A 3,009-nucleotide genomic window follows, 5' to 3' on the forward strand; every position below is an offset into this window, starting at 1 on the left:
GTCGTGGTCGGCCAGCGTGCGGCTGAACGTCGCGAACGCCTTCACGGGCTCGCCGCCGTACCGGTAGGCGTCGGTGTACCTGCGCGCGAGCCGCGAGGTGATCGCAGCGCAGCGCGAGGTGGTCCTTCGGCACCTCGCGGCCCCGGCGGGACGGGACGCGGCGGCGCGGTCCGTCCCCGCGCCCCGTCCCGTCCTGCCGGGCGAGACGCTGCCCGCCCCGAACGCGGCACAGGACGCGGCGAGGGACACGGCACAGGACGCGGCGCGGGAAGGAGCGCAGGACGCTTCGGACGACGCGCCGGAGGAGCGGCCGGCCGCCGACGGCAGGCGGGACGTGCACGCCGCCGCCGGCGCCGTGATCCGCGCCCGCACCGGCGACGACCGGGAGAACGCGCCCGCGGAGCCGCGCCCCACCGTCCCGGAGCCCGCCGCGCCGCAACCCGCGGCGCCCGAGACGACCGTGCCGCCAGAAGTGACCGTGCCGCCCGAGATGGCCGTGCCTCCCGAGGTGACCGTGCCGCCTCCGGCGCGGCCGTCCGCCCATGTGGGGGCCGCGGACCTGTCCGGTCGCCGCCCCGCGCCGCGGGTGTCGCGGCAGATCCCGCGGATCGTCGAACTGGAGGCGCTGCCGGCGCCGCCGGAGTCCGGGACGGGGTTCGCGGGCCGGCGCTTCCTGATCGTGGACGACGCCTGCGGCGTCGCGCTCGAACTGGCCGACCTGCTGGAGCGGCACGGCGCCCAGGTGCGCGTGCCCTCGGACGTGGACGGGCCCTGCGACGGGCTCGTCCATCTGGCGGCGCTCCGGCCGGGGGCCGCGCCCGTGCTGCCCCAGGCGTTCGCGGGCGTCCGGCAGGCGCTGGCGGGCGGGCTGCGGTGGCTCGTCTTCGCCAGTGGCGCCGGCGGGACGTTCGGGCACCGGTTCGGCGGCGGCGCCGTCGGGGACCCCGGGCCGGGCGCGGGCCTGGCGGGCCTGGCCCGGACCATCGCCCGGGAGTACCCGGAGATGCTCGTCCGCGCGCTGGACGTCGACACCAAGGACACCCCGCGCGCGATCGCGCAGCGGATCCTGGCCGAGCTGCTGACCGCCGACGCGCCGGTCGTGGTCGGGCACGAGGGCGGCCGCCGCAACGCCCTGGACCTGATCCCCGCCGGGCCGCCCGGCGGGGGAGCGGCGGCCGGGCCGGACCTCGGGCCGGACGGCGTCGTCCTGCTGACCGGGGGCGCGCGGGGCGCCACCGCCCGGGTCGCGCTGGAGTTCGCCCGGACGAGCGGCTGCCACGTCGAGCTGGTGGGCCGGACCCCGGAGCCCGAGGGGGAGCCGGAGTTCCCCGGCGCCGAGGACGAGGCCGGGCTGCGCCGGGCCCTCGTGGCGCACGGCGAGGAGCAGCCCGCCGAGATCGAGGCGACGGTCCGCAGGCTCCTGGCCGAGCGCGAGATACGCCGGACCCTCACCGCCCTGAGCGGCCACGCCGCCTCCGTGCGGTACCACGCGGCGGACGTGCGGAAGCCGGCCGCCGTGCGGGCCGTGCTGGACGACGTCTACCGGCGGCACCGGCGGCTGGACGGCGTCGTCCACGGCGCCGGCCTCGCCGGGGACCGCCTCGTCCGCGACACCTCGCCCGAGTCGTTCGCGCGGGTGTACCGGACGAAGGTGGACGGCGCCGCCGCGCTCGTCCAGGCGGTCCGTCCCGGCCTCGGGTTCTTCGTCGTCCTCGGCGGCCTCGCCGGCGAGCACGGCGACCGCGGGCAGGCCGGCTGCGCGGCGGCCGGGGACGCGTGCGGCACGCTCGCGCACGTGTGGCGGAGGCGGCTGCGCGGGCGGGTGCTCGTGGCCGAATGGGGCCCGTGGGCCGACGGCGCGGTGCCGCCCGAGCGGGCGCGCGAGCACGCGCGGCACGGCGTCGGCCCGATCGATCCGGACGCCGGGGCGGCGGCCCTGCTCAGGGAGATCGCGCACGGCGACGAGACGCGGGTCGTGCTGACGGGGACGCTCCGGTGAGCGAGGCGGGGGAGCCGATCGCGATCGTCGGCGCCGGGGCGCTGTTCCCCGGCGCGGGCTCGGCGGCCGAGCTGTGGCGCAACGTCCTCGACGGCGTCGACGCGATCGGCGACGTGCCGCCCGGCCGCTGGGACCCCGCGCTCTACTACGACCCGGGCGCGTACGGGCGGGAGCCGGAGAGCGACCGGTTCTACTGCCGGCGCGGCGGGTTCGTGGACGAGCTGGCCACCGTCGACCCGGCCAGGTTCGGGATTCACCCGGCGGCGGTGCGGGGCATGGAGCCCGACCACCTGCTGGCGCTGCGCGCGGCCGGGGACGCGATCGCGGATGCGGGCGGCGCCGAGCGGCTGCCCGACCGGTCCCGGATCGGCGTCGTCCTCGGGCGCGGTGGCTTCATCACCCCCGGCGCGGCGCGGGTCGACCAGCGGGTCAGGACCTCCCACCAGGTCGCCGCGATCCTCGGCGAGCTGGTGCCCGAACTCGGGCCGCGGCGCCTGGCGGAGATCCGCCGGGCGTTCTGCGAGCGGCTCGGCCCCGACGATCCCGACGCCTCGGCCGGGCTGCTGCCGAACTTCGCCGCGGCCCGCGTCGCGGACCGGTTCGACCTGCGCGGCCCCGCCTACACGCTCGACGCGGCGTGCGCGTCGTCGCTGCTCGCGGTCGAGCACGCCGTCCGGGCGCTGCGCGGCGGGCAGGCCGACGCGATGCTCGCGGGCGGCGTCCACCACGCGCACCACGCCACGGTGTGGAGCGTCTTCAGCCGGCTCCGCGCGCTGAGCCCGAGCGAGACGATCCGGCCGTTCGACCGCGCCGCCGACGGGACGCTCCTCTCGGAGGGGACGGGCGTCGTCCTGCTCAAGCGGCTGTCGGACGCGCGGCGCGCTGGGGACCGCGTCCACGCGGTGATCCTGGGCGCCGGATCGTCCAGCGACGGGCGCGCCGCGAGCGTCCTGAGCCTGCTCTATCGCTCGCTAAGGTTCCTGTGCCCCTGCTCTGGGTCTCAGTCGGCA

2 protein-coding genes are annotated in these 3,009 nt (G+C 78.8%); both read left to right on the top strand.

Annotated elements, in window-relative coordinates:
• The first annotated feature begins 73 nt into the window (after positions 1–73).
• Complete coding sequence (locus tag AB0C69_RS40565; RefSeq protein ID WP_360361833.1) at positions 74–1,999, top strand: SDR family NAD(P)-dependent oxidoreductase; 1,926 nt, start codon at positions 74–76, stop codon at positions 1,997–1,999.
• Positions 1,996–3,009, top strand: a 1,014-nt coding sequence (locus AB0C69_RS40570) for a polyketide synthase (protein WP_360361836.1), incomplete at its 3' end; no start/stop codon positions are given. The genes AB0C69_RS40565 and AB0C69_RS40570, both read left to right, overlap by 4 nt.

The organism is Actinomadura sp. NPDC048032 (assembly GCF_040653175.1).
In the GTDB taxonomy this organism is placed as follows: domain Bacteria; phylum Actinomycetota; class Actinomycetes; order Streptosporangiales; family Streptosporangiaceae; genus Spirillospora; species Spirillospora verrucosospora.